Raw genomic sequence first — 20469 nt, forward strand, 5'->3', positions numbered from 1 at the left:
GGTGCAGCACACGGACGGCTCGTGGCGCGAAGCCACGGCGGGCATGGCGCTGGGCCGCGACGAGCGCGTGCGCACCGATGACGGCTCGTACGCCATGCTGATTGGCGGCGAGTCCGTGGAAGTGCACATGGACCCGGGCACGGAGATCTCCGTGGACGAGCTGACCGAGTCGCTGTCGCGCATCCTGCTCTCACGCGGCATGGCCACCGCCGTCGTGCGGCCAGGGCAGCGTCACACCTTCGAGGTGAAGGCGGCGAACTCGGACGCCAAGGCGACGTTGCAGCAGGCCGGTGCCTTCACCATGAGCAACAACGGCGAGGGCACCGTGGCGGTGGGCACGCGCGAAGGCGAGGTGACGCTGCTCGGTCAGGGCAAGGTCGTCATCGTCCGCGCGGGACAGCAGGCCGTCGTCCGCCCGGGGCAGGCGCCGTCGGAGCCGTCCCCCATCCCCACCAGCCTCCTGCTCAAGGTGGACTGGCCCACCGGGCGCACCCGCCGCGAGCGTGAGCTCGTCGTGCGCGGGCAGACGTCCCCGGGCAGCCGCGTGGAGGTGGATGGCGTCAGCGTCAAGTCCGATGCGGAGGGAAACTTCCAGCGAAAGGTGGTTCTTCGCGAGGGCCGCAACACGGTGGACGTCCAGGCGTATGGCGTGGGGCGGCTGCGACAGCAGGACAGCAAGGACGTCGTCGTGGACACCACACCGCCCCCGCTCAAGACGGATACCGAGAACATCTGGAATCAGGCGCGCGACGATTGACGCAGCAACCGTGGGTGCGAGCGGGTGTTCGCCTTGACCCATGGCGAGGAGGCTCCCTACACTCTCGGGAGGAGTCATTCCTGTTCAAGGGCAATCCCGGGCGAAAGCCCAGGTGCGCAAAGCCGCGGGGCCTGAAGTCCGGCCGGCCGTGACCGCCGTGGGAAGTCAGCACCGGACAGGTTCCGGACCCACTGCGCCTTGGGCGGGCATGGGTCTTCATTTCGGAACCCCCGGGAGGTCCTCTCCGATGCTGCGGACACTGGCCCTGAGTTGCTGCCTGTTTTCCCCGCTCGCCTTCGCCTCCCCACCGGAGCTCCGCACCCTGACGGGCACCCTGCACGTGGTGGCCGGCGGACCGGGTGACCAGACGGACCCGCACGTCAGCGGGCCGCGGGTGGCCTACACGAACGAGTCCCGCGGCACGAGCGAGATTCGCTACCACGACCTGCGGACCTCCGCGGACACGGCCATCCCCAACGGAGGCGCGTTCGACTTCGTGTCGGACATCTCGGACGGCACCATCGTCTTCACGCGCGTGAGCACCTCCAGCGCCATCTACACGTTCGACGTGGACGTGGACGCGGCGCCTCGGGAGCTGGCGCCGGAGGCGGGCAGCAGCCGGCGCTCCGCGGTGATTGGTGGCCGCACGGTGGCGTGGCAGGACTTCGGCTACACCGGCGTGACGTCGCAGCCGGAGATCGCCGTGTTTGACTTGGACCAGGGCACGCTCACCCGGCTCACGGATGACACGTTCCAGGACCGCACGCCCGCGGTGTCGCCGGATGGCGCGACGGTCGTCTGGGCCAAGTGCGACGAGCAGGGCCTGCGTTGCGACATCTGGCAGGCGCGGCGGAGCGCCAACGGCTTCAGCTCGCAGGCGCTGACGGGCAGCGAGGGCGAGGAGTCGCAGCCGGACACCAACGGGGACATCGCCGTCTACGCCAGCACGCGGACGCTCGATGGCGTGACGGACCGGGACATCTACTGGAAGCCCCTGAATGGCGGCACGGAGCAGCGGCTGGCGCTGCCGGGGCTGGACGCGAACCCCAGCATCAGCGGTTCGCTGGTGGCCTTCGAGCGCAGGGACCCGGCGAAGAACGACTTCGACATCGTGCTCTACGACTTGAGCACCGAGACGCTCTACGCCATCACCGAGACGCCGCAGAACGAGAGCCTCACCGACTTGAGCGTGGACGCGGACGGCACGGTGCGCGTGGTGTGGACCGTCTCGGAGAACGGCGACTTCAACGTCCATGCCTTCACCTTCAAGCTGGATGACGAGCCCGGGTGCAAGCTCGCGGCGGTGGACACGCCGTCCCCCGAGGAGGTCTGCGCGCGGCCCGGTAGCTGGCCGTTGCTCGCGGCGCTGGAGGTCGCGCGCACCAGCGGCCAGCCCAACGGCGTGGCGCTCGGGTTCGCGGGCACGGGAGAGGGCGTGTTGTGCGTGGACAACGGCTACAACGGCGAGGACTCCACGGCGGGCTGGGTGTGGATCAACGGCCGCGAGTTGGTGGACCCGTCCCGCTTCAAGCAGGGCGTTTCGCTGGTGGCCACGCGCGCCCCGCTGGATGGCCACAACTCGCTGGCGGCGCTCATCTCCGGCAGGCCCGGCAGCGCCTTCCGGCTTCGCGTGTACGGGCCCCCCACCGATTGCCAGCCCGTGGCGGACATCGCCACGGGAGCCCGCGTCATTCCGGGGCGTGCGTTGAAGCCGGTGTCATCTTCGTCCTCGGCGGTGTCGCCGGTGACCTTCGTGCCCGAGGGGCCGGTGCGTGACGCAGGGGTTCGAGGCTGTAGCACCGGCGGCGGGCCGTTGACGCTTTCCGGGGTGATCCTGTTGCTGGCGTGTTGGCTGCGTCCGAGCGCGCGGATGCGGAAGGGGCTTCGGCACAGCCGCCGCGCCCTGTAGACTGGCGCGGCCCTGAACCGGTTTCTCCTCCTCGGATTGTTGCTGCTGTGTGCCCCGGCCTGGGCGGACACGCTCGAGATACTCGGGCCGTCGTCCGCCGTGGCGCCGGATGGATTCCCCGTGGCACTCGTGCGCAAGGATTCGGCGGGCCTTCCGGTTCCGATGGGCAAGCCCGCCGTGCAAGCCGATGGCGCGGAGCTGCGCGAGGACACCGCGCAGCCGCCGCTGCGCACGTTCCTGGTGGTGCCGCGTCCGGGCGCGCGTGACGTCGTGGTCCGCGCGAGCGTGGACGGACTGGCGGCCCAAGCGCGCTACGTGCTGGGGCCACCGGCCGCCGAGGTGCGGCTGGCGCTGGAGCCACCCGCGCCCGTGAAGGGCAAGGACACGGAAGCGCGGCTCACCGTCCAGCTGGTTCGGCCGGATGGCACCGCGGATGACAGCGGCGCGCCGCCCGTGGTGCGGGTCAGCGTGGGGCGTGTGGAAGGGTTGGAGCGGACGGGGCCGGGCACGTATCGCGCGCGCTACGTCCTGCCGGACACGCGTTACCCCGAAGTGGCCATCCTGGCGGCTTTCTCCGCGTGGCCCAGTCCGCAGTCGGTGCATGGGGCCTATGGGCGCGTGCTCGTACCGCTGGCCGCGTCCGTGACGCTGCCGGGGACGACGGAGCCCGACGCCGAGATTGCCATCGACATCGCGGGCCAGACGTTTGGTCCGGTCGCGGCCGGGCATGACGGCCGCTTCCGAGTGCCCATCATCGTCCCGCCCGGACATCGCATCGGGCAGGGGCGGGTGGTGGACAAGGCGGGCAACGTGCGGCGGATGCCCATCGACCTGCGGTTGCCGCCCACCGATGGCCTGGCCTGTGTGCTTCAGCCGCAGCGGCTCCCCGCGGACGGCGTGTCCCAGGCCCGGCTCGTCTGCGCGACGAGTGATGCCATGGGCCAGCCCGTGGACGATGCACGCGTCACGACGCAGGTCCGCCACGGTACCTTGCGCGGCCCCACGCGCGCGCCGGGCGGACTGCTGGAGTGGCGCTACACCGCGCCGCGGAAGCTGGTGAGCGACGAGCGCATCGAAGCCGCGTGGCCCCAGCGAGGGGCCGGCTCGCGCGAGTCTCCGGCGCTGGAGCTGGTGCAAGGGCCCGTCGCGACGACCCGCATCGAGGTGGATGAAGCGCTGGTGCACCATGGGACTCGCACGCGCGTGGAAGTGACGGCGCGGGATGCCTTCGACCGGCCCCGGCCGGGTGCGGTGGTGGAGCTGAGCGCGCCGGTGGGGACCTTCGCTCCGGCGCAGGAGCCGCGGCCGGGGACCTTCGTCAGCACCTGGGCTCCGCCGGCCACGGGTGAAGCGACGGACGTGGACCTGAGTGCTCGCGCGTGGGGGCCTTCGGGCAATGAGCCGGCGCGCATCACCGTGTGGCGGGCCCCGGGCGCGCTGTACGCGGGCGTGTCCGACCTGGCGGGGCTGCCGGTGCCGGGGCAGCCGCTGCGGGTGGATGGCCGCGAGGTGACGACGGGCACGGACGGCACGGCGCGCCTGGGGCCCGCGCGCGCGGGGACGCTGGAGATTTCGCACGGCGTGTGGACGGGCCTGACGCGGACGGTGCACGTGCTGGGCACGGACGGGCCTGTGTTTCCGTTGGAGCGCCCGCTGGTGCCGTCCGCCGCGTCCCACCGCGTGCGACTGGCACCTGAGGTTCCGGTGAACGTGCGGCTCACGGTGAGCGGGAGCCGGGTGACGTACTGGGTGGAGGACGCGAACGGACAGGTGCTGACCGGACGCGAGGTATTCGTCTCGCTGTCGGGGGGTGAGCGAGCCGAAGAGCGGATGGAAGAAGGCCGCACGTCCTTCACCGTGCGAGCACCGGGACCGGTGAGCGTCTCCGTCGCGGATGTCGCCACGGGCGTCACGGCGTTGGCCGAGGTGCGCCCATGATGCGCCTGCTGGCCTGCCTGTTCGCCGCCGCGCTGCTGGTGCCGTTGAGCACCTGGGCGCAGGCGCTGTCGCAGGACACGCCGTCGCAGGCCTCCACCCTCGCGGGCCGGGTGTGTCAGGACGTCGATGGGGACGGGCTGTGTGGCGCGGATGAGCCGGGAATGCCCGACGTGCGGTTGGTGCTCACCACCGGCCGTGATGTCCGCACGGACGCGCGGGGCCGCTTCCACATCACCGGCGTCGATGCCCGCGTGCCGGATGCGGTGGGCGGGCTGCACCTGCGGCCAGGGCGTCAGCGGTTGAAGGTGGACACGCGCTCGTTGCCTGTCTCCAGCCGGGTGAGCCCGGAGGCGGCGACCGTTGAGGTGCCCTGGGGCGCGGTCGTCCTCCAGGACTTCGCCGTGCGCAGCGTCGCGGTGGAGGCCGCGCCCGTGCGGCTCTCCTTCACCGAAGCGCCGCCCGTGGCGGAGGTCGCGCCAGGGCAGGGCGCCGTGCGCTTCCGGGTCGCGGGACAGGCCTCCGCGGGCGACGCCGTCACCGTGTCGGGTGTGGCCGCCCAGGTGGACGCGAAGGGGGCATGGCAGGCGCAGGTGCCGCTCGTCGCGGGAGAGAACGCGCTGTCCATCACCGCCACGGGGGCCCAGGGCACGGTGCGCCTGTACCGCCAGCGCGTGGACGTGGTGCAGCGTGATGGCGGCTGGCTGGTGGCTCCCAGGCCGATGGTGCCCCTCGCCACGCTCCAGTTGCCCGCGGGCGGTGACGCGCCCGCGGCCAGTGGTGCCTCCCGCGTGCGGGTCGAGGCGCCCGTGGGCACGCGCGTCAACACGCCCGAGGGCGAAGTGGTGGTGGGGCCCGAAGGCCGAGTGGATGTCCTGGTGGTGTTGTCGCCGGGGCGCAACCAGGTGCCCGTGCGGCTGTCGCTGCCGGAGGGCCCGCCGCGCGACGAGACGCTGGAGATTGCCGCCGCGGTGCGCCCCTTCGCCGTGGGCCTGCTGGACGTGGAGGCCACGTATGCGCCGCGAAATGGCGACGTGCAATTGCGGGGACGGGGCTCTGCTCACGCCGAGCTACGGCTGGGCGCGGTGGACCTGGTGGGCGAGCTGGACCTGCGAGACACAGATGGCCGCACGCTGAACGGTGCCAGCCTGCCGGACTGGCTCCGCCCGCGCATGCCGGAGCGCTTCGACCGCGCCGCCGACCCGGACCTCGCGCCCGCGGAGTGGGGCGATGACTCGGTGTCGCTGACGCCCAATGCCTCGGAGGCGCGCCTCCGGTTTGAAGCGCGTCACGCGGAGCATGGCCGCGCGGGCCTGGGCACCTACCGCGCGCAGCTTCACGACCGTGAAGTGGGCCGCTATCACCGTCCGCTCTTCGGCCCCTACGCGGAGGTCCATGCCGGCGAGGAGCAGGCGCGCGTGGGCGTGAAGGCGTTTGGCGGCAGCCTGACGGACCCGGTGCGGCAGGTGTCCGCGGTGCCCGCGCACGAGGAGCTGCGCGCCACGGGCGGCAGCCTGTACTACCTGGGCGCGGCGTCGGTGGCCGAGGGCTCGGAGCTGGTGCGCGTGGAGCTGCGGGACGGCGTCACCGGCCTGCCGATGGGCGAGCGGCACCTCATTCGCGGCATCGACTACGACATCGACTACTTCGCCGGCCGCATCCTCCTGGCACGTCCGCTGTCCTTCCTCGCGGGCGAGGCCTGGCTGCGGACCAGCGCGCCCACGGAGTCACCGGAGCCGGTGCTGGTGGTGGACTACGCCGCGCTGCGCATCGCGGACGCGGGCGACACGGCGGGCGGTGAGGTGTGGGGCGAGTGGCGTGGCTCGCGGCTGGGACTGGGCGCGGTGCGCGAGGGCCGGGAGGGCCGGCCGTACACGCTCTACACGGGGCGCGCGAGCACGGCGCTCGGCGGCTACCGCGTGGCGGCGGAGGTGGCGTCCAGCCGTGGCACCGCCGTGGATGCGTCGTTCTTCGGCGTCTCGGATGACGGTGGCCTCAGCTTCATCCGTCCCCGGCCGGACCTGGGCACTGGCGCGGAGGCCGTGAGCCTCCAGCTCTCAGGTCCGGGGCTTCAGGGTGAGGGCTCGGTGGACGCGGCGTTCCGTCTGCGCGGGCGGGGCTTCTCCGATGGCGCGCACACCGACGCGGCGCGCTTCCGGCAGTCGTCACTCCGCGTGAGCCAGCCGCTGGGCCGGCTCCGGTTGACGTTGCTGGCGGACGAGCGGCGCTCGGCCGACCCACGTGAGCCCTTCGTGGACAGCCGGTTCTCCGCGCGCGTACTGGCCGCGGGTGTGGGTTGGGAAGAAACACGGTGGGGTGTCCGCGCGGAGGTCCGCGACTCGCGGTTGAACGCGGCGCAGGTGGCGGGCGTGGGGCCGTCGCTCTTCGGTGGCCGCACCTCCGCGGGTGTGGCGGGCTCGCTGCGGGTGTTCGAGCGGCTACAGCTCCGCGCCGCGCACCGGCAGGCCCTGGCCCTGCATGGCGAAGGGCCCGGACGCTTCGATGACACCTTCACGTCCGCGGGCGTGGACGTCGAGGTGGACCGGGCCACGCGGGCTGGCGTGTTCGGAGGCTGGGGACCGGAGCTGGGCCCCCGGGCGTGGGCGAACGTTGAGTCCCGGCGGGGCCAGGACGTGTTCTACGGCGGTTACTCGGTCGACGTGGACGGCCCTGACTTCGGCGCGGGACGGACGCTGACGGGCGCGCGCACCGAGCTGCCGGAGAGTGGCACCGCGCTCTTCGTGGAGGATGTGGGCTCGCACGACGCGACGGCCGTGCGGCTGGCTCGCGCCGTGGGCTTCCAGCAGCAGGTGACGGGCGGCTTCAGCGTGGGCGCGCGCTACGAGCGCGGCGTGCGCAGCCTGCTGGACGTGGACAGCCCGCTGGAGCGCGAGGCGGGCGGTGTCTTCGGGCAGCTCGTCCTGTCACGCCTGCGGCTGAACGGGCGGGTGGAGCTTCGCCGGGAGGAGGGCACACCGGAGCGGGGCGCGGCCACCGCGGTGGACCGGTTGCAGGCGGTGGTGGCGCTGGCCGCGCAGGCGCGGTTGCTGGAGGACGTGACGGCCTCCGGGCGGGTGGACTTCGCGCGCACCGTCAACGCGGACGTGCTGGAGACGCGGCTGGTGGAAGGCTACGCCGCGGTGGCGTGGCGGCCGGGGCCCTGGCTGGTGGTGGCGCGCTACGGCATCACCCGGGAGCTGCTGCCCGGCGTCCGGTCCGCCTTTGGGGACCGGGCCCTGCAGACCCTCTCCCTCTTGCCGGCGATGCGCCTGGGAGACCGGCTCTCCGTGGCGGCGGGCCTGCATGCGGGGCACACCCGGGCGGAGGACTCAGGGCGTTGGGTGTGGACAGGCACCCTCCGTCCCGCGGTGCGAATCGTGGGGGGCCTGGAGCTGGGCGCCGAGCTGGCACGGCGAACGGCGTCTCCAGAGGGCGAGCGGCTGACCGCGGTCCGCGCGGAAGTCGCCTATCGGGTCGATGAACGGCTGCGCCTGGCCACCGGGTACACACTCCTGGGCTTCAGTGGCTTGGGTTTGTCCCCCGACTCAGCGGACAATCAGGACCGGCTCTACCTGCGAGCCGAAGTGGCCTACTAGGAGCACGCCGTGCGTTCCCTCGTCATCTTCAGCCTCTGCCTGGGTGTGGCCACCGCGGCACGCGCCGAGTGGGACGTGACAGAGGTGCCGGGCATCGCCCGCACGGTGGATGTCTTCGCGCCGGGCGTGTACGCGGTGAGCACCTCGACGCAGACGGAGCTGTACGAGGACGGCATCCAGTCCGTGGTCTTCCTGAACAGCGACGTCTTCGGCACCTTCCTGTCTCCGGCGGGCTGCTTCGCCGCCGTCGTGCGCCCCGGTGACATCATCAGTCACCAGAACTGCCGCGCGGCCGGCAACATCATCCCCCCGGACCCGGTGAACACCGTGGTGGGCCTCCGGCGGGTGAAGCACACCTCGGCCGGTGCGGGCTATGCCTCGGTGGCCCTCTCCGACGGTGGGCTCGCCCTGCTGTCGGCGTCAGCGGGCCTCGAGGGGCCCACGCCCTGGACGCTGCTGAGCGTCGACGCGGGCCTCCTGTCCTCCACGGACGTGCTGGGCGTGACGGAGACGTCGGATGGCGTGCCCCACGCCCTCTTCAGTGTCACCGGTGTCTCCCGGACGGAGCTCCTCTGGTACACGGGGGACAGGCGTCAGGCGCAGTTGGTCGTGCCGCCGCTCTTGACCAGTCAGTCCCCGCGCACGGTGGACCTCTTCGGCGGAAGCGGGCCACATCCCATCGCGTTGTTCGGCAATTCAGACGGTCTGTTCCGGGGGCAGCTCGACCCGGCCGGGACGACCTTCTCCACCGTGCTGTTGCCCGACAGCATGCCCGTCAGCATCACCTCGGTGGACGTGAACACGGGCAACGGCAGCGTCCATGGCGAGGGCTTCGGCCTCGCTGTGGGCGTGGGGGCCAATGGGGAGCCGGTGGTGCTGGGCGCCGTGCCCGCCAGCAGCGCGGACAACGCGGGGACGCAGTGGCGCTTCCACCCGGCCTTCGAGGGCTCGGCGCTTCCGGGCGCTTCGCAGGCGACGCCGCTGGAGGTGTCTTGCATCGGCTCCTCGTTCTGCCTGTTCATCCTGGACCAGCCGGGCTTCAACGTCGTGACGTACTTCAACGCCCACGCGCCCGTGCTGGACGTGGGGCCCGCGCCCATCGTGGTGAACGAGGCAGGGACGGCGACGGCCCGGTTCATCGCCACCGACGCCGACTTCGATGCGGTGCGCGTGTCGGTGGATACAGCGTCAGCGCCGGGCGCGGACCTGATTGGCGTCAACATCGTCGAGCGCCCTGACCAGCTCGACGTGACGCTCGTTTCGCAGCGGCCCGTCTGCAAGGACGAAGAGGGACTCCTGTACGTCCACGCCTCGGATGGGCTCGCGTCCCACGACGTGCATTCCACCGTGGCCTTCCGGGTGGTGAACACCCAGGGGCCCGCGCGGCCCACGGTGTCGCCCCTCCGAGCGTCGACCACCGCGTCGGGCGCGTCGCGGGTGTTCACCGCGCAGCCGGCGACGGAGGTCTGTCCGGCGGTGCGCTATGTCTGGGCTCCCGTCGCGGGACAGTCGGGCGCGCCGCTGCTCTCCACCGATGGCGGCGCCCAGGTCCAGGCGACCTTCACGCCGCCAGACGTGCTGTGCGAGGCGTCGGGGGCCAGCTACACCTACGAGGTCCGTGGCGTGGACGAAGGCGGCGTGACCTCCAGCGCCATGGCCATCTTCACCGTGGACGTCGCGCCGTGGGGCCGGCCGCTGGTGCCCTTCGCTCCGGGCTGGGAGCGGACGCTCACGTCGGGCCCAGGCGCCAGCGTGGACGTCGTCCCCGATGCGCTGCACACCTGCGTGGGGACGCCCGGATTGCCGGCCGTGGCCACGGAGTGGCGGCTGAGCGCTTCCGGTTCGGGCATCCCCGAAGGTGTCACGGTGAGGACCGCGGAGGACGTGGCCATCACGCTGGACGCGCCGGTGTCGAGCGAGCGCCTGCGCATCGAGGCCGCGGAGTGCGCGCACGGGACGCTGTCCCTCACCGCCAGGAATCGGATTCCCGTCACCGGCGGTGGCACGCAGGACAGCGCTGACGCGGAGCTCCGCGTCCGGGTGGAGCCCACCCTGGAGGACGTGGCCACGGGCAGCCTGGAGCTGGGCGTGGTGCCGTCGGGCGACGGGCACGTGGACATCGCCCTGGACACGTCGCTGAACTGCGTGGACGCGCGCGCGCTGAAGGCGCGGATGTTCCTGGAGACGCTGAGCGGTGAGGCCCTGGACTCGGCGGTGGTGCCGGTGCCCGGGACGTGGCGCCCCGCGCTCCCGCAGTCCTGCACCGCCGAGGCCTACCGCGTGCGCGGCGAGCTCTTCGACGACAGTGAGGGGCCGGTGCGCGAGGGCGGCCGTGCCCAGGTGGAGGTGCCCAACCAGCCCCTGCCGGCGCGGCTGGGAGAACTCGAGGCCGGGGCGCTGGTGGCACGCTGCGGCGAAGGCGCGAGCGCCACGCTGACGCAGACGATTCCGGCCAATGCCTGCGGCGACGTGGCCATCTCCTGGTCACAGGTGGCGGGCCCCGCGCTGTCGGAGGTCTCCCTGGCGGGCCCGCGCGTCACGGTGAGCACGCAGGAGACGGGGCTGGAGGCGCTGGTGGGCCAGGCCATCACCCTGCGCGTCCTCGCCGACGCGGGCGGGAGCAACACGGCGACCACGGACTACGTGCTGCCGATTACCTCCGAGCGCTTCGTGGACGTGCGCCACACGATGGAGTCCCCCACGGCGTCGGAGAAGGGGCTGGTGGGCGTGGTGGTGGAGCTGCGCAACACCTCCGAGTGCGAGGTCGGCGGCCTCCGCTACCTGGAGCAGGTGGACGGGCTGGAGTGGGTGCCCGGCAGCGTGAAGCTGGACGGCGTCGCGGTGGAGCCGCAGGCGGTGGACGGTGGCTTCCGGGTGGAGGACCTCCGGCTGCTCGCGCAGGGCACGCGGACGCTGACGTACGTGGGCCGCTCGCCGCTGCTGTCCACGCCGCGGCTGGGCGGGGAGATGACCCTCAACGGCGTGCCCGTTTCGGGGGATGCCGCGGTGCCGCCGCCGACGTCGGGATGCGGCTGCTCGGGCGGTGGCTCGGGGGCGGCCGTCTTCGGGCTGGCGGCGCTGGCCCGGGTGCTGCGCCGCCGGAAGTAGGGTGGCGGCTACAGCCCGAAGGTGATGCGGTGGCGGCGGCTCGGCGTGTCGGGCCGCTCCTCCAGCACCCCCAGGAGCTCCAGGCCCCGCAGCGTGGCCAGCGTCTGCCGCTCCGGCAGGTCCGTGAGGGCGAGCAGGTCCTCCACCGTCTTGCTTCCGTCCGCATACGCCAGCACCAGGGCCTGGGCCCCTTCGAGCTTCAGCTCGTGCAGGCCGTAGGGCGCGTCGGCGGTGGGGAACAGCCGGCGCGAGCGCGGCAGGTGCTGACGCAGCGTCACCAGCGTCTCCGTCTTCGCCACGCCCTCCAGCACCAGGTCCCCGGGGAAGACGGACAGCTTCACCAGGTCCGTGCGGCGAGGGCGCATGGCACTGAAGCCGTAGCCGCCTTCCTTCCACGTGAAGGTGGACCAGATGATTTCCTTCACCTGCTCCACCAGCAGCTGCTTTCGCTGGGCCGCGTCCATCAGACCCATGCGCAGCATGGCCTCGCCGGTGCGCAGGCCGTGCTCCTTCGCGAAGGCACTGACTTCGGCGAGCCGGGCCTCGGGCAGCACGCCCTGGCGGATGCAGAAGCGGCCGAAGCGCTCGGCGGCGAGGTTGGACGCGGCGTACACGACGCGGCCGGACTCGAAGTAGACGACCTTGAGCACCTGGCCCTGCTGGAGCTTCAGCTCGCCGTGGTGGCGGGCCTCGTAATAGGCGTTGAGCAGCCGCGCGACGGTGGTGTCCCCCAGCACGCCGCCCAGGGACCATTCGGGCAGCGCGCGCCTGGGCGGCGGCGTCGAGGGTGTAGCCGTCTCACTCCACACCTGCTCGCGCCGGCCGAAGGGCAGGGGCAGGGCGTGCTCCGCGTCCGCGGGCTCTGGCAACGGGTCCGTACTGGGGACGACCTGCAGGGGCTCGGCGGTGTCGCCGGACTCAGGGGGAAACTCTTCCAGCACGATGAGGTCCTCGGCATCGAGCAGCTCGTCCAGCAGCACGCTCTCCGCGATGGGCGGGGGAGCGCGGGGTTGAGGTGCAACGCCACCGGCCTGCTCCAGGGCCTCCATGACGGTGATGAGCTCGAACGGCTTCTCGAAGAAGGTCCGGGCGCCGTGGACCTGCACGGCCTCCTGGGCGAAACGGTCCCCTTTGTACACCCCGCTGACGGCGATGGCGGGGATGCCATGCGCACGCAGCGCGCCCAGCACCTCGCTGCCGCGGATGTCCGGGAGCAGCAGGTCCACCAGGGCCGCGTCCCAGGGCTGTCCGGGGCCGAGCGCCTCCAGCGCGGCCTCGCCGGTGGCCGCGGCCTTCGCGTCGTGTCCCCGGCTTTGCGCCAGGGCGACGATGAGGGAGGCCAGCTCGTGATTATCTTCGACGATGAGCAGTCGCGCCATGGGCGCGCAGACCATAGCATCCGCGCCATGGACGTTCAGGGCTTCCACCACGTGGCCATCCAGGCGCGGGACATCGAGCGCGTCACCGGCTTCTACAGAGACCTGCTGGGCTTTCCGGAGTTGACCCGTCATCTCCGTCCGGACGGCTCCCTGCGGAGCATCTGGGTGGGCGTGCCCGGGGGAGGCTTCCTGGCCATCGAGGCGGCGGGCGGCGAGCCCGTCTCCACGCCATTCCGCCACGAGGCGCCGGGCCTCCTGCTGCTGGCGTTCCGGATGCCGAAGGCCGCCCGGGCGGGGGTGGTGGACACCTTCGCCCGCGCGGGCGTGCCGCTGGAGCACGAGACGCGGTGGTCGGTGTACGTCCGGGACCCCGAGGGCAACCGCGTGGCGCTCAGCCATCACCCGGAGGATTAGACGCACCGTCCCACGGGTGCGGGTGTGCTTGCGGAGCGGGACGGGGCACGGCTACAAGCGGCCCCATGCGCCTGGGTGAACAGCTCCTGAAGGATGGTCTCGTCACCGCCGAGGGACTCGAAGAAGCGCTCGAGGCCCAGGTGGTGCATGGCGGGCGGCTGGGAACGAACCTGGTGGAGCTGGGCCTGCTGTCGGAGGTGGACCTGGCGAAGACGCTGGGCAAGGTCCACAACAGCGCGTTCGCGTCCGGGGAGATGGTTCCGGACCCCAAGGCGATGGAGCTGGTCTCCTCGAACCACGCGGACGACAAGGAGTACCTGCCCATGCGGGTGGACGCGACGCGGGTGAGCATCGCCGTCGTGAACCCGCACGACTTCGCGACGCTGGACGGGATTGCCTTCAAGACGGGCAAGCGCGTGGTGCCGGTGGTCATCCCCGAGTTCCGGATGAACCAGCTGCTGCGCCGCTACTGCAAGGCGTTCCGGCCGCTGCGCGCCATCGACATGAACGCGGTGCGGCCCCGCCCCGCGCCGGGCTCGCGGGCGGAGCTGGCCAAGGCCGCGGAGACGCCGGCGGATTTGATGAGCGAGGAGGAGTTCCAGTCCGTCTACGCCTCCGCCCTGCGCGGTGGCGCTGACTACGACGGGGACATGGGCGAGGAGGAGATCATCACCGGCGTGGAGGTGCTGGAGGCCGCGCCCGAGCCGGTGGCCCCCGTGGCGCCCGTGCCTCCGCCGGCGACGGTCCGGCCGCAGCTGCCCGTGGCTCCGCCGCCGCCACCGCAGGCCATCGTCGTTCCGCCGCAGCAGGTCCAGCCGCCCCTGGCGCCCGAGCTGGGTGGCACGCCGCCGCCCGTGCAGGTGCCGCGCGCACCGGAGCCGCCGCCGACGCCGCTGACGTTCGCGGAGGCGCAGGCGGAGCTGGCGCGCAGCTCGGACCGCGAGGACGTGGCGCGCACGGTGCTGCGCTTCGCGCTGGGCAAGTGGAAGCGGAACCTGCTGCTGTCGGTGCAGGGCAGCCTCGTGACGGGCTGGCACGGCATGGGGATGGGCGTTCGCGACGCGGTGGTGCGCCGCATCGGCGTGCCGCTGCGGGAGCAGAGCACCTTCCGGCTCGTGCGGGACACGCGCTCGCACTACATCGGGCCCGTCCGCCGCGATGCGGCCATGGGCGTGTTCTACAAGCTGCTGGGCAACGGGTTCCCGAAGACGGCCGTCATCCTCCCGCTGCTGGTGCGCGGCAAGGTCGTGCACCTGCTCTACGTGGACAACGGCCCGGACCAGCTCACTCCGCCCGACGTGGGCGAGCTGCTCATCCTCTCGCAGAGCGTGGGCCGCTCGTACGAGGCGATGATGCGGCGCCGCAAGAGCGCGTAGGACGTCACGCGCTCGTCGCGGTCGGCTTCAGGTGGACTGCGCCTCCACCTGGAACGTCATGCCCGCGCGGCGCAGCCGCTCCACCAGCCGCATGCCCATGGCGGAGGCCGGAGTGAGCACGCCGCCCGTGGCCGGAGTGTCGTCGAAGGCGAGGCACAGCGCGGACTCGGCGAGCATCCGCGACGTGGCCGCGTAGCCCGGGTCTCCCTGCGCCGCCACCTTGCCCTTCAGCCGCACCCGCTCGCCGGTGCGAGGTGAGGTGCCTTCGCCGCGAAGCTGCGCGACGAAGAAGCCCTTCTCCCGAGCCTCCGGAGACGGGCCTTCACCCGGCGCGGGGAGGACCTTCTTCTCCAGCAATGCGCGCAGGGGCTTGACCTGCATCGCGGCGACGAGGCCTCCCAAGCCCGCGGTGACGCTCGTGGCGCGCAGCAGTCCCTGGGGCCCGGCGCCGTAGCTGGCGACCTCCGAGTACCGGAAGTGCTCTCCCCACGGGTGTCCGAGCAGCGCGTTGCTGCGCCGGACGACGCGTGTATTCACCGTCGCCATGAAGAACGGGCCGGTCCACTGGCCCAGCTCCTGGCTGTGGTGGATGCCCAGCTCGTCCTTGGACTCGGCCCGAAAGGGGCCTGGGACGGGGTCCAGCGCATGCGGGTGGGCCATGAGCTTCCGCACCGAGCGGTCCGCCGAGGCTTCTTCCATCGCCTGCACCATGCTGGCCGCGGTGCCGCCGCTGGCGCCGCCACGCATGGGGCCCATGTAGAGGCGGACGGCGTCCAGGTGGCCGCCGTGGCGCTCCCGCATGTGCTCCTGCATCATCAGCACGCCCAGGTCCGACGGAATCGAGTCGAAGCCGCACGTGTGGACGATGCGTGCGCCGCTCTCACGGGCCTGCTCGTGGTGGGCGTCAATCATCCGCCGCATCCACTGCACTTCACCCGTGAGGTCGCAGTAGCTGACGCCGGCCCGGACACACGCGGCGACGAGCTCGCCGCCGTAGCGTGCATAGGGGCCCACCGTGGTGCAGACCACGCGGGTTCGGGGAACCAGGGCATCCAGTGACGCGGTGTCGCGCGCATCCGCGACGAGCAGCGGCAGCTCCGCGAAGGTGGGCGCAATCGCCGCCAGCCCCTGCCGGACCTGCTCCAGCTTGCCGAGGTCGCGTCCCGCGAGGGCCCACCGCGCGCGGTGGCTGTCCTGGGTCCTGGCGAGATATTCGGCGACCAGGCGCCCGGTGAAGCCGGTGGCGCCCCAGACGATGACGTCGAACTCCGTGGCGGAGGTGTTCATGGGCGCGGGAGTCTGGTCGCGCCCCGTGGGCACCGCAACCGCGGCGTGAAGCCAATGTTCACGCCGCGGAGCTTGCCACCCCGGTCACTCCTCTTCGGGCTGCTCGAAGTTGACGTCGAAGGTGACGCGCTGGCCTGGCTCCACCTTGAAGGTCTTCTGCCAGCGAGAGCCGGTCACCATGACGAGGAGCTGGTGTGTGCCTTCGTACAAATCCAACTCCTCGATGGGCGCCGCGCCGATGAGCCGGCCGTCCACCGTGACGATGGCGCCCTCGGGGGCGCGCACGTTCACGAAGCCCTTGTTGAGGAAGATCTGCTGCGAGGAGCGGCCACCCGCCGGCACGGTGATGACCCGTGTCGTCTGGATGCCGAGCACCGGGTTGCTGAGCGTCAGGACGTGACGGCCCGCGGGCACGGCCGCGGAGACCGGCGTGCGACCCAGGTACTGGCCAGGAATCGAGACCTCCACGACCGGGTCCACGGTGACGTTCAGCGTGCCCATGGGAATGCCGGCGTCCACGGGGCCTGCATCCACCGTCACACCCGCGTCGACGGGCAGGGCATCGGTGACACCCGCGTCCTCGAGCTCGGCCTCGATGTTGGAGGGCAGCCGGCTGAGCACGACGGCCCCCGCGCCCACCGTGAGCGCGAGCCCGACACCCACGAAGGCTATCCAGGTGCGCGACGACTTCTGCGCGGGGGCTCCCGTGCCCGCCGAGCCGGTGGGCACCGTGGCTCCGGCCCCCGTGCCCGTGGCGCCGGGATGAGCCTGAGTGCCTGTGCCGGACTGATGCTGTTCGATTGAATGCGCCTGTGCGCCCGCGCCGGACTGCGCCTGTGCGCCCGCGCCGGACTGCGCCTGCGCGCCTGAGTGAGCCTGAACGCCCGCGCCGGACTGAACCTGTCCGCCCACGCCAGCGTGCGACAGGCCACCCGCATCGGAGTGCGCCTGAGCACCTGCATCGGACTGCGCTTGAGTGCCTGAGCCCGCCTGCGACGGGCCACCCGCGCCGGCCTGTCCCGCGCTTCCCACCGCCGAGGCGGCCTGCGCGGTGACACCGGCCGCCGAGCCACTTCCAGCCTGTGCACCCGAACCCTCGGGCGCGCCCGAGGCCAGCAATTGTCCCGGCAGCTCCGGCCACTTCGCGGGCATCAAGCCCGGGGGCAGGGCGCCGCGCGCGAGGAACTCGGCCACGGCGGGCGGAGAGATGCCGGCCTTCTGCATCACCTCTGCGATGCCCGCTTCAATCACCCGCCGCCGCGCCGCGCGAGCCTCGCTCTCGGGCGGGAAGTACTTCGACATGAACTCCGAGAACTCCGCATGCGTGGGCAGGGAGCCGACGGCCTCGACCACGGCCTCGCGGAACGCGAGCGCCGTCGGGTACCGCTCCTTGGCCCGCTTCGCCGTCGCCCGGCGCAGCACCGCGTCCAGCTTCAGCGGCACGTCCTGCGCCATGGGCGGCAGCGACCGCGTCAGCACGGCCTTGTCCGGGTCCGCCGCGTCCTTGAAGGGAATCTTCCCGGAGAGGCACTCGTGCAGCACGAGCCCCAGGAGGAACACATCCGACTGGACGTTGACCGCCTCGCGGCCACCGAGGAGCTGCTCGGGCGCGCTGTACATGCGCCGGTTCTTCACGCGCTTGCCACCGCGCTCACGCGGGGCCACGCCGAGCGCGCCATAACCCGTCACCTTCGTCAGACCGCCGAAGGAGATCATCAACGTCTCGGGCCGGACGTCACCGTGCACGAAGGGCGTGCCGTCGTCATTGCCGGCGACGTGCGCGTAGTGCAGGCCCACGGCGGCATCCGCCACGACGAGCGCCGCGAAGTGCGGCGGCAGGCGAGGGTGGGCCTCCAGCAGGCGACGCAGGGGCTCGCCGTCCGCGAACTCGGTGACACGGGCCAGTCCGCCATCCTGCTCGGCCAGGGCGTGGACCCGGAGGATGTGCGGATGCTCGAAGACGAGCGCGCGAGCCGTCTCGCGACGCAGCGTCGCCGTCAGCTCGGGGTTCTGCACGACATCTTGCGGTGCCCAGATGAGCACCACGGGACGGGGAGACGCGCCGTCCTCCAGGGCGAGTCCGAGGAAGGCGCGTGAGCCTTCCCCGGCCAGCAGGGGACCGAGGGACTGGTAACGGACGGAACTCATGACTCCGCATGTTAGTGCGAGTCACGTGGGTCCTGAAATACGGGGGGCCCGTCGCCCGCTCCCGACAGCTACAGCCGGTAGCCTGCTTCCTGCTCGAAGGGCAGCGTCACGTGGTAGCCGTAGCGCCCGCGTCGCACGAGCAACAGCACGCTACGTCCCCGTCGCGCGGTGAGCAGGGCCTCCCGGAAGGTGTCCTGCGTCGTCACGGGCTGGTTGTTCACTCGGAGGATGATGTCCCCGGGCTCCAGCCCGATGTCCGCCGCCGCCGAGCCCTGTCGCACGCCGGACACGGCCAGCCCTCCGCGAAGCTGCTTCACGCGGAGTCCCAGCCGCTCCCACGCCAGCCCCTCGACCATGCGAGCGGGGAACTCCACCGGCGTCACCTGGACGGTGCGCAGGCCGCCTTCGCGGAAGAGCACCACCGGGAAGGCGGAGCGGGCGGGGTAGCCGCGCACGCGGGTGTCGAAGTCCTCGGCGTCCTGGATGCGCGAGCCGCCCAGCTCCGCCACCACGTCCCCGCGCTTCACGCCCGCCTCGGCGGCGGGGCTCCCGGCCTCCACCGCCGTCACCAGCGCGCCATAGGCCCGGTCCCACCCGAGCTGCCGGGCGACGCGGGGAGGCAGGTCCGCCGTATCGATGCCCACCCACGCCGGGCGCACCTTTCCGAAGCGGGTCAGCTCGTCGACGATGCGGCGCACCTTGTCGGCCGGAATCGCGAAGCCGATGCCCTGCGCGCCGCCGCCGAAGATGGCGGTGTTGATGCCGATGATTTCCCCGTCCACGTTGAGCAGCGGGCCACCCGAGTTGCCCGGGTTGATGGCGGCGTCCGTCTGCACGAAGTCGTTGTAGACGCGGTTGTCGGCGCGGAACGTGCGGCCCACCGCGGAGACGACACCCGCGGTGACCGTCTTGCTGAGGCCGAACGGGCTGCCGATGGCGACCACCGTCTCGCCAATCATCAGGTCGGAGCTGGTGCCCAGCTTCGCGATGGGCAGGGCCTCCTTGGCGTTGACCTTGAGCACCGCCAGGTCGTTCGCCGCGTCGCTGCCGATGACCTCCGCGTCGAACGAGCGCCCATCCGCCAGGATGACGTGGATGGCGGAGGCGCCCCGGATGACATGGTCATTGGTGACGATGATGCCGCTGGGGTCGATGATGGCGCCGCTGCCCAGGCCGGAGATTCTCTGGCGCTCCGGCTCCGCGCCCATGCCACCGAAGAACTCCTCCAGCGGGGAGCGGCGTCCGCGGAAGCGCGACTCCACCTCCTGCTCGGTGCCGATGTAGACGACGGCGGGGGAGACCTTCTGCACGACCTCGACGATGGCGTCACGCCGCCGCGCCAGGTCCGCGCTCGCCGTGCCCGAGGTCAACAGGGCCACCACCAGCAGGCTCCACCTCATGACTGCGTGCTTCATTCCAACCCTCCGTGCATCGCCAGGGATTGTCGGGCGAAGGACATTCTGCCGCGGAGCACCTGACGCGCGGAGGCATCCCTCCCGGGACGCCTCGAGTCACGAGACGTCAGGCCTGCTGCGACTTCAGCATCCAGCCAATCATCTTGTACAGCAGTCGCGCGCCGACGTTGCCGTCCCACTCGCCGCCCTCGGGGTCGGGGGCCACCTCGGTGAGGTCGAAGCCGACAATCGTGCGCCCGGAGCGGACCACGCCGGCGATGAGGGCCACGGCCTCCGGGAAGGACAGTCCGCCCGGCACGGGGGTGCCCGTGTGGGGGCAGAGCACGGGGTCCAGCCCGTCGATGTCGAAGGACAGGTAGACCTGCTGCGGGAGCAGGGCGACCATCTCATCCACCTGCCGGTTCCAGGGCACGCCGTCGAAGCGCTTGTTCTGGAGCGCGGCGTCGAAGAAGCCGTGCACGCGGCCGTGGGAGTCCGCGATGTACTGGTGCTCCTCCGCGCTCATGTCGCGCAGGCCCACCTGGACCAGCGTCTTCACGCCGGGGATGCGCTCCGCGACGTTGTACATGATGGACGCGTGGGACCAGGTGAAGCCCTCGTAGGCCACGCGCAGGTCGGCGTGCGCGTCCAGGTGCAGCACGCCCAGGCCCGGATACTTCTCCGCGTGCGCGCGGATGATGCCGTAGGAGATGGAGTGGTCACCGCCCACCGCGGCCACGCGCTTGCCCTGCTCCAACCAGTGCTTCGTGGTGCGGTAGACGTGCTCGTTCATCTGGTCGCAGAGGACATTCACGTCCTGCGCGGCCTGGAGCAGCGCGGCCTCGCCGGAGTGGATGCCGCCGGCCTCGATGACGACCTGGGCGCGCGCCTTGGCTTGGGTATTCCAGTCGCGCAGCTCCTGGGGCTCGGGGAGCATGGCGATGCCCCGCTCGTAGGGGCGGCCCGTCTCCACGTCGAAGAGGTCGACCTGCCGGCTGGCGTCCAGGACGGCGGCCGGCCCCTCGGACGTGCCGCCGCCGTAGCTGGTGGTGGCCTCGAAGGGGACGGGGATGAGGACGACGTGCGCCTCTTCCGGGGAGTGGGGGAGTCCGAACACGCCGGAGTCCGGCTGGGCGGCGGCGCTGGGGTCGAAGTGGGTAGCCATG

At 72.0% G+C, this 20469-nt stretch carries 12 protein-coding genes; 7 read left to right on the top strand and 5 right to left on the bottom strand.

Translation table 11 applies throughout. The annotated features are described in order from the left end of the window. From G4D87_RS08595 to G4D87_RS08615, 5 genes are all read left to right on the top strand, one after another. The coding region (locus G4D87_RS08595) for a FecR domain-containing protein (RefSeq protein WP_163780786.1) at positions 1 to 757 on the top strand (757 nt) is incomplete at its 5' end. Positions 758 to 1004: 247 nt separating this feature from the next. Beyond that, entirely contained in the window at positions 1005 to 2666 is a 1662-nt protein-coding gene (locus G4D87_RS08600) for a TolB family protein (protein ID WP_240358114.1), read from the top strand. Positions 2667 to 2702: 36 nt separating this feature from the next. Continuing rightward, positions 2703 to 4604 carry a hypothetical protein gene (locus G4D87_RS08605; protein ID WP_163780789.1) on the top strand — a complete coding sequence of 634 codons (1902 nt, stop codon included), beginning with the start codon at positions 2703 to 2705 and terminating at the stop codon, positions 4602 to 4604. Further along, positions 4601 to 8197: a flagellar motor protein gene (locus tag G4D87_RS08610; protein WP_163780791.1), complete on the top strand. Its 3597-nt coding sequence runs from the start codon at positions 4601 to 4603 to the stop codon at positions 8195 to 8197. The genes G4D87_RS08605 and G4D87_RS08610 overlap by 4 nt, the downstream gene beginning before the upstream one ends. A gap of 9 nt (positions 8198 to 8206) precedes the next feature. Next, positions 8207 to 11305 (top strand): MYXO-CTERM sorting domain-containing protein, encoded by a 3099-nt coding sequence (locus tag G4D87_RS08615; RefSeq protein ID WP_163780793.1) that lies wholly within the window; start codon positions 8207 to 8209, stop codon positions 11303 to 11305. Between the two features lie 8 nt (positions 11306 to 11313). Here G4D87_RS08615 and G4D87_RS08620 read toward each other — a convergent pair whose 3' ends face one another. Further along, positions 11314 to 12699: a DUF4388 domain-containing protein gene (locus tag G4D87_RS08620; protein WP_163780821.1), complete on the bottom strand. Its 1386-nt coding sequence runs from the start codon at positions 12697 to 12699 to the stop codon at positions 11314 to 11316. Positions 12700 to 12711: 12 nt separating this feature from the next. On the opposite strand from G4D87_RS08620, the gene G4D87_RS08625 reads away from it, so the two are divergent. Together G4D87_RS08625 and G4D87_RS08630 are read left to right on the top strand one after the other, a co-directional pair. After that, positions 12712 to 13098, top strand: a complete 387-nt coding sequence (locus tag G4D87_RS08625; protein ID WP_163780795.1) for a VOC family protein — start codon at positions 12712 to 12714, stop codon at positions 13096 to 13098. A 65-nt stretch (positions 13099 to 13163) separates the two neighbouring features. Then, positions 13164 to 14474: a GspE/PulE/PilB domain-containing protein gene (locus G4D87_RS08630; protein WP_163780796.1), complete on the top strand. Its 1311-nt coding sequence runs from the start codon at positions 13164 to 13166 to the stop codon at positions 14472 to 14474. A 27-nt stretch (positions 14475 to 14501) separates the two neighbouring features. On the opposite strand, the gene G4D87_RS08635 is transcribed toward G4D87_RS08630, so the two are convergent. The 4 genes from G4D87_RS08635 to G4D87_RS08650 all read right to left on the bottom strand — a co-directional run bounded on the left by G4D87_RS08635 (position 14502) and on the right by G4D87_RS08650 (position 20468). Continuing rightward, positions 14502 to 15761 (bottom strand): saccharopine dehydrogenase family protein, encoded by a 1260-nt coding sequence (locus G4D87_RS08635; RefSeq protein ID WP_163780798.1) that lies wholly within the window; start codon positions 15759 to 15761, stop codon positions 14502 to 14504. 84 nt (positions 15762 to 15845) lie between these two features. Continuing rightward, positions 15846 to 17909, bottom strand: a complete 2064-nt coding sequence (locus G4D87_RS08640) for a protein kinase domain-containing protein (protein ID WP_163780800.1) — start codon at positions 17907 to 17909, stop codon at positions 15846 to 15848. A gap of 68 nt (positions 17910 to 17977) precedes the next feature. Continuing rightward, the gene (locus G4D87_RS08645) at positions 17978 to 19324 is read right to left on the bottom strand and encodes a trypsin-like peptidase domain-containing protein (RefSeq protein WP_163780802.1); all 1347 of its coding nucleotides are present in this window, start codon (positions 19322 to 19324) and stop codon (positions 17978 to 17980) included. Positions 19325 to 19430: 106 nt separating this feature from the next. Continuing rightward, the gene (locus G4D87_RS08650) at positions 19431 to 20468 is read right to left on the bottom strand and encodes an agmatinase family protein (protein WP_163780804.1); all 1038 of its coding nucleotides are present in this window, start codon (positions 20466 to 20468) and stop codon (positions 19431 to 19433) included. Position 20469 lies beyond the last annotated feature (1 nt).

The sequence above is a fragment of the Myxococcus vastator genome, assembly GCF_010894475.1.
In the GTDB taxonomy this organism is placed as follows: domain Bacteria; phylum Myxococcota; class Myxococcia; order Myxococcales; family Myxococcaceae; genus Myxococcus; species Myxococcus vastator.